The sequence below is a fragment of the Streptomyces sp. MspMP-M5 genome (assembly GCF_000373585.1).
GTDB lineage: Bacteria > Actinomycetota > Actinomycetes > Streptomycetales > Streptomycetaceae > Streptomyces.
This window is the reverse complement of sequence record NZ_KB891927.1, coordinates 22,552-29,799: the sequence shown is the minus strand read 5'-3', so window position 1 is coordinate 29,799 and position 7,248 is coordinate 22,552. Positions and strand designations below refer to the sequence as shown.

Here is a 7,248-nt window from a genome sequence, read left to right as displayed (position 1 = left end):
ACCTACTCGTCCGGTATGGCGGCCCGGCTGCGGTTCTCCATCGCGGCCGCCAAGGACCACGACGTGCTGCTGATCGACGAGGCGCTGGCCACCGGCGACCGCGCCTTCCAGAAGCGCTCCGAGGCCCGCATCCGCGAACTGCGCGAGGAGGCCGGCACCGTCTTCCTCGTCAGCCACAACAACAACTCCATCCGCGACACCTGCGACCGCGTCCTGTGGCTCGAAAAAGGTGTCCTCCGCATGGACGGCCCCACCGAAGAAGTCCTCACCGCCTACGAGAACTTCACCCACGCCTGACCCCCGGCCCGCACATTCCAGCCGGGGCCGCACATTCCAGTCGGGGCAGCACATTCCAGCCCGTCCGGCGTTCGAGGACGAGCGCAGCGATACCCCCGGCCCGGCACATATCCAGCCCGTCCGGCGTTTGAGGGCGAGCGCAGCGATACCCCCGGCCCGCACGGGCCCACCACAGCCACCCCACGCCACCCCACCCCCAGGCCCCCGGAAACGCCCAAGCGCCGGACGGGCACGACCAGCCCGTCCGGCGCTTGAGGACAAGGGGGCCCGGCGCCCGGAGGGCGCCGCCCCGCCGCGTCAGCTATGCGTCCGCAGCAACGTCCGCATCGTCCGCATTGCCACCGAAAGATTCGCCAGATCGAACCCCTCGGACCCGTGGATCTCCTCCAGCGTGGACCGCGCCCGCGACAGAATCGCCACGTTCGCCTCCTCCCACGCCTTGAACCGCTCCTCCGGCGTCGCCGACCCGTCGCCCACCGACAGCACGTCCGACGTGAGCGCGGCGTGCGCCGCGAAGAGGTCCTCGCGGATCGAGGCACGGGCCATCGACTGCCAGCGGTCGTTCCGCGGCAGCTCCAGGATGCGGTCCAGCAGCTGGTTGATCCGCAGCCGGTCGCCGAGGTCGTAGTAGACCTCCGCGACGGCCAGCGGCTCCTTGCCCGTCCGGTCCGCGATGGCGACGATGTCCAGCGCCGGGAAGACCGAGGAGAAGCCGGACACCTGGACGGCCAGCGGCTCCGGCACCCCGGCGTCGGTCAGCTCCTCCAGGATCGTCCGGTACCACTCCACGTCGCTGCCCTGCAGCAGCTTCGGCAGCTCCGCCCAGACCTGCGCCACCCGCTCCGCGAAGAAGTCGATCGTCCCGGACAGCTCCAGGGGCTGGCGGCGGTTGTTGAGCAGCCAGCGGGTGCCGCGCTCGACCAGCCGGCGCGAGTGCAGCCGGATCCGGGTCTGGACATCGGCCGCCACGACGTTGTCGAGCGCCTCGACGTCGTCCCAGACCTGGCCCAGCCGGAAGATCGCACGGGCCGCGGTGTGCGCGCGGACGACCTCCTCCAGGGACGCCCCGGTCTCCTCCCGCATCCGGTGCAGGAAGCTCGTACCGCCGGTGTTGACGGTGTCGTTGACCAGCACCGTGGTGACGATCTCGCGGCGCAGCGCGTGCCCGTCGACCTGCTCGCTGAACTTCTCCCGCAGCGCGGTCGGGAAGTAGGCGTGCAGCAGGTGCTGGAGGTAGGGGTCGTCCGGCAGCGCCGTCTGGATCAGCTCGTCGGCCACCGTGATCTTGGTGTAGGCGAGCAGTACCGCGGTCTCCGGCTGGGTCAGGCCGCGCCCGGCGCTCAGCCGCTCCCGGATCTGCCGGTCGGTGGGCAGGAACTCCAGCGCCCGGTCCAGATGCCCGTCGCGCACCAGGCGGCGCATGAAGCGCTGCTGGGCGTGGAGCATGCTGGAGGACTGGGCGATGGCCAGTGCCAGTGCGGTGTTCTGCGCGTAGTTGTTGCGCAGCACCAGCGAGCCGACCTCGTCGGTCATCTCCGCCAGCAGCTTGTTGCGCTGCTTGACCGTCATGTCGCCGTCGGCGACGACGGAGTTGAGCAGGATCTTGATGTTGACCTCGTGGTCGGAGGTGTCCACACCGGCGCTGTTGTCGATCGCGTCGGTGTTGATCTTCCCGCCGGCCGCGGCGAACTCGATCCGGCCCAGCTGGGTCAGGCCGAGGTTGCCGCCCTCGCCGACGACCTTGACCCGCAGGTCCTCGCCGTTGACCCGGATCGCGTCGTTGGACTTGTCGCCCACGTCGGTGTGCGACTCCGTCGACGCCTTCACGTACGTGCCGATGCCGCCGTTCCACAGCAGGTCGACCGGGGCCTTGAGGATGGCCTGCATCAGATCGGCCGGCGTCATCTTCTTCACGCCGGACTCGATGCCCAGCGCCGCCCGCACCTGGGCGTTGATCGGGATGGACTTGGCCGACCGCGGGTGGATGCCGCCGCCCTGCGAGAGCAGTTCGGTGTTGTAGTCCGCCCACGAGGAGCGCGGCAGCTCGAACATCCGGCGGCGTTCGGCGTACGAGGTCGCCGCGTCCGGCTTGGGGTCGAGGAAGATGTGCCGGTGGTCGAAGGCGGCGACCAGCCGGATGTGCTCGCTGAGCAGCATGCCGTTACCGAAGACGTCACCGGACATGTCGCCGACGCCGACGACGGTGAAGTCCTGGGCCTGGGTGTCGTGGCCCAGCTCGCGGAAGTGCCGCTCGACCGACTCCCAGGCGCCGCGGGCGGTGATGCCCATGCCCTTGTGGTCGTAGCCGGCGCTGCCGCCGGAGGCGAACGCGTCGCCCAGCCAGAAGCCGTAGGACTCGGCGACCTCGTTGGCGATGTCGGAGAAGGTGGCGGTGCCCTTGTCGGCGGCGACCACGAGGTAGGTGTCGTCCTCGTCGTGCCGGACGACGTCCCTGGGCGGGACGACCTCGCCGGCGACGAGGTTGTCGGTGATGTCCAGCAGACCCGAGATGAACGTCCGGTAGCAGGCGATGCCCTCGGCCAGCCACGCGTCGCGGTCCTGCGCCGGGTCGGGCAGCTGCTTGCCGACGAAGCCGCCCTTGGCGCCGACCGGCACGATGACGGTGTTCTTGACCATCTGGGCCTTGACCAGGCCGAGGATCTCGGTGCGGAAGTCCTCCCGCCGGTCCGACCAGCGCAGACCGCCGCGCGCCACCTTGCCGAACCGCAGGTGGACGCCCTCGACGCGGGGCGAGTACACCCAGATCTCGTACGCCGGGCGGGGCGCCGGCAGATCGGGGATGGCCTGCGGGTCCAGCTTCAGGGACAGGTAGGAGTGCGCATTGCCGTGGCTGTCGCGCTGGTAGTGGTTCGTGCGCAGCGTCGCCTTGATGACGGTGAGGAAAGCGCGCAGGATGCGGTCCTCGTCGAGGGAGGCGACCTGGTCCAGGGCGCCGTCCAGCTCCTCCAGCAGCCCGTCGATCAGCTCGGTGCCGGCGCTCTGCCGCTCCGGCGACATCCGCGCCTCGAAGAGCGAGACCAGCAGCCGGGTGGTGTGGACGTTGTTGGAGAGGGTGTCCTCCATGTACGTCTGGCTGAAGGTCGAGCCGGCCTGCCGCAGGTACTTGGCGTAGGCGCGGAGCACCATCGCCTGGCGCCAGTCGAGCCCGGCCCGCAGCACCAGCTTGTTGAAGTTGTCGCTCTCGGCGGCGCCCGTCCACACCGCGGTGAACGCGGCCTGGAAGCGCTCGCGGGCGTCGTCGCCCGAGACGTGCTCGGGCATCCGCAGGCCGAAGTCGTAGATCCAGGCGCGGGTGGCGTCGGCGCAGCGCAGCTCGTGCGGGCGCTCGTCGGTGACCTCGACGCCCAGGCAGTTCAGGCCGGGCAGCACCCGGGACAGCGAGACCGGCTCGCCCCGGCGGTAGATCTTGAAGCGGCGCTCGCCGGGCCCGGCGTTGACCGGCTCGTAGAGGCTGACCGAGAAGTCCCGGCCGGCCTCGCCGGTGAGCTTCTCCAGGTGCTGGAGGTCGGCGACGGCGCTGCGCGGGTTGTTGTCGGCCTTGTAGCCCTCGGGGAAGGCGTGGGCGTAGCGGCGCAGCAGCTCGGCCGCGCGCTCCTCGCCGACCTCGGCGGTCAGCGCCTCGGCGAAGCCGTCGGCCCAGGAGCGGGCGGCCTCCACCAGCCGGGCCTCGATGCGGTCCACGTCCGTGTCGGTGAGCTCGGACAGCGCGGTGCCGGGCTCGACCCGGATGAGGAAGTGCAGCCGGGAGAGCACCGACTCGGTGTTCCAGGCGGTGAAGTCGACGCTGGTGCCACCCAGTTCCTCCTTGAGGATGTCGATCAGCCGCAGCCGGACGGCGGTGGTGTAGCGGTCCCGCGGGAGGTAGACGAGGGCGGAGTAGTAGCGGCCGTACTCGTCCTGGCGGAGGTAGAGCCGCAGGCGGCGGCGCTCCTGGAGGTAGAGCACGCTGGTGGCGATGGACCGCAGCTGGTCCGGCGGGGTCTGGAACAGCTCGTCGCGCGGGTAGGTCTCCAGGATCTGGAGCAGGTCGCGGCCGTCGTGGCTGTGCGCGCTGAAGCCGGCGCCGTCGAGGACCTCGGCGACCTTGCGGCGGATCACCGGGACCCGGCGCACGGACTCGGTGTACGCGGCGGAGGAGAACAGGCCCAGGAAGCGCCGCTCCCCGATGACGTTGCCCTCCTTGTCGAACTTCTTGACGCCGACGTAGTCGAGGTAGGAGGGACGGTGGACGGTGGCGCGGCTGTTGGCCTTGGTGAGGATCAGCAGCTTGGGCTCGCGGGCCTTGGCGCGGGCGTCCGCGGGCAGCCGGTTGAAGGACGGCGAGACGGGGTGGCCGGCGTCGCTCTCGCGGTGCGCCGGGTCGGAGCGCAGGATGCCCAGGCCGGTACCGGGGACCGCGGTGAGGACGTCCTCCTCCCCGCCGTCCTCGCAGGGCGCGGAGGCCAGCTCGTACTCGCGGTAGCCGAGGAAGGTGAAGTGGTCGTCGGAGAGCCAGCGCAGCAGCTCGCGGGCCTCCTCGACATCCTGTGCCCGGATGTCGTCGGCGATCGGCTCGCCGGGCAGGTCCTCGGCGATCCGCAGCGCGGCGGAGCGCATCTTGTCCCAGTCCTCGACGGCCTCGCGGACGTCGGAGAGCACCCGCAGCAGGTCCGAGGTGATCTGCTTGAGGTCTTCCTTGTCGGTCTCGCGGTCGGTCTCGACGTGGATCCAGGACTCGGTGACCGCGTCGTGCGGCCGCTCGGCGGCCTTGCCGCCGCCGTTGGGCCCGTGCGCGTCGCCGTTGACGTCCAGGACCTCGATCAGCTTGCCGGTGACGTCCCGGCGGACGGTCAGCTGCGGGTGGATCACGACGTGGATGCCGCGGCCCTGTCGCGAGAGCTCGTTGGTGACCGAGTCGACCAGGAACGGCATGTCGTCGGTGACCACCTCGACGACGGAGTGGCTGCACGTCCAGCCGTTCTCCTCGACGGTCGGGGTGTGCACCCGTACGTTCGCGGTGCCCTGGGGCCGGTGCTCGGCGAGACGGTAGTGGGAGAGTGCGGCGCCGAAGACGTCGACCGGGTCGCGGTCGGTGAGGTCCTCGGGGGCGGTGTGCAGGTAGTAGCGCTGGAGGTATCCCGCGAGGGTGTCCGGGTCCAGTCCGCGGGCCGGGGTCTTCCCCCCGGCCGAGCTCTCACCTACCCGGGCGGCCCTCGCGAGCAGCTCGATCTTGGCTTCGTCCAGCTTGGTCTGCATGTCCTCTGGCTCCTGTCGCGCGCCGTTGCGTGACGTTGTGGAAAAAGGTGGGAAGGGCCGCGAAAGCCGCACAACGCCAACACGACGCGGGGTGTCCGGTCGCTGTCGACGCTATGCCGCGATGGGGGGAGGCCGTGCCGTCGTCGACGGGATTTGACGGAGTCGACGCGGATCGGCGGCCGCAACGGTCAGCGGTCGCCCGGTCACGGTCGTGCCCCGGGCGCTCGGCGGGGGGCTTGCCACCCCCGCGGACTATCGCGCTGATCACGGTGCCAAGGCTATCTCTCCCGGCGAGCGCCCCGTTATGCGCCGTGCACGTAAAACCACACCCTTAACTTGGCCCTTCTGGACAAAGGGGCGCCGGGACGGCGTATGCGCGCGGAACGGTGCCGGTCGCCTGCGCGCCGGGTCGGGCCGCTAGGCGGCGAGGTCCTCCGCGACCTGCACGGCCTCGGCGAGACTGTCCACCACCGGCACGCCGGCGGCCGCCAGACTGTTCCGGCTGTGCGATCCGCCGGTGTACAGCACCGCGTGCGCTCCGGCGTCCCGCGCTGCCACCGCATCGTCGACGGCGTCCCCGATCACCACCGTACGCCCCGGATCGACGCTCTCCAGCGCCGCCAGATGACGCACCATGTACGCGCTCTTCGACCCCCCGGACGGACCCGTGCGGCCCTCGACGCGTATGAACCGCGAGGCGATGCCCAGCCCGCGCACCAGGGGTATCAGCTCGTCGTGGCCGAACATGCTGAGGATCGACTGACTCCGCCCGGCCCCCTGCCAGGCCGCGAGCAGCGCCTCCGCGCCCTCGGCGAGGCCGCACCCGACCCGCTGCTCGGTGTAGTGCCGGTGGAAGGTGGCGTCCATCACCAGCCACTCGGCCTCGGTGGGCCGCCGGCCCATCAGCCGCTCGTAGAACACCGGCACCGGCACGCAGTACAACTCGCGGTACCGCTCCAGCGTGATCGGCTCCAGGCCGATCTCCGCGAAGGCGGAGTTGGTCGCCGCGATCACGGCGTCGATGTCGTGGAACAGGGTGCCGTTCCAGTCCCACACGATGTGTGCTGCGGGCTTCCTCATGCCGTCCCCCCGGTCCTTCCCCCGTGCGTCTGCCATGGGAAAAACCGTACCCGCCGCCACTGACAACGCCCGCGGCGGACGGGACGCGGCCGCCGCGCCGGGCGTCACGCCAGCAGCTGCGGGATCTCCTGCACCCCGAACCACATCAGGTCGTGGTCCTCGGCGCCGTCCACCGTGAACTGCGCGTCGTCGTCACCGACATCGGCCGCGCCCAGCGCCGCCGCGGCCGCCGCCACGTCCTCCGCCGCGTCCGCGGCGTCCACGTGCACCGCCGCCGCCTTCGACAGCGGCACCGGCCCGGCGACCCGCACCTCGCCCAGCGCGGACTGGTCCAGCCCGCGGTCAGGGTCCACGGTCGCGCTCCGGTCCGGCACGTCCACCGCCACCACGACCCGCCGCCGGGGCACCTCCGGGTGCCCGGCCAGGAGCCGCAGCGACGCCTGCGCCGCGCGGTTGAGCGCCGCGTACTCCAGCTCCTCGATGTCGTCCGAGACGTACCACTCCCGCAGCGCGGGCGTGACGGCGTACGCGAGCAGCGGGCCGGTCCCCAGCTCACCGCTCTTGTGTGCCTCAGCGAGCCCGGAAAGCGTCAGGGGGACGTAGACACGCATGGCA

General features: G+C 71.1%; 4 protein-coding genes. 1 reads left to right on the top strand and 3 read right to left on the bottom strand.

Translation table 11 applies throughout. The annotated features are described in order from the left end of the window. The coding region (locus B073_RS0131835) for a hypothetical protein (RefSeq protein ID WP_018542130.1) at positions 1-297 on the top strand (297 nt) is incomplete at its 5' end. A 297-nt stretch (positions 298-594) separates the two neighbouring features. On the opposite strand, the gene B073_RS0131830 is transcribed toward B073_RS0131835, so the two are convergent. From B073_RS0131830 to B073_RS0131820, 3 genes are all read right to left on the bottom strand, one after another. Then, on the bottom strand, positions 595-5,553 hold the full coding sequence (locus B073_RS0131830; RefSeq protein ID WP_018542129.1) for an NAD-glutamate dehydrogenase: 4,959 nt from the start codon (positions 5,551-5,553) through the stop codon (positions 595-597). A gap of 417 nt (positions 5,554-5,970) precedes the next feature. Beyond that, a complete protein-coding gene (locus B073_RS0131825; protein ID WP_026247913.1) occupies positions 5,971-6,633 on the bottom strand; it encodes an HAD family hydrolase in 663 nt (220 codons plus the stop codon). Positions 6,634-6,737: 104 nt separating this feature from the next. Continuing rightward, a complete protein-coding gene (locus B073_RS0131820) occupies positions 6,738-7,244 on the bottom strand; it encodes a DUF6912 family protein (RefSeq protein ID WP_018542127.1) in 507 nt (168 codons plus the stop codon). Positions 7,245-7,248 lie beyond the last annotated feature (4 nt).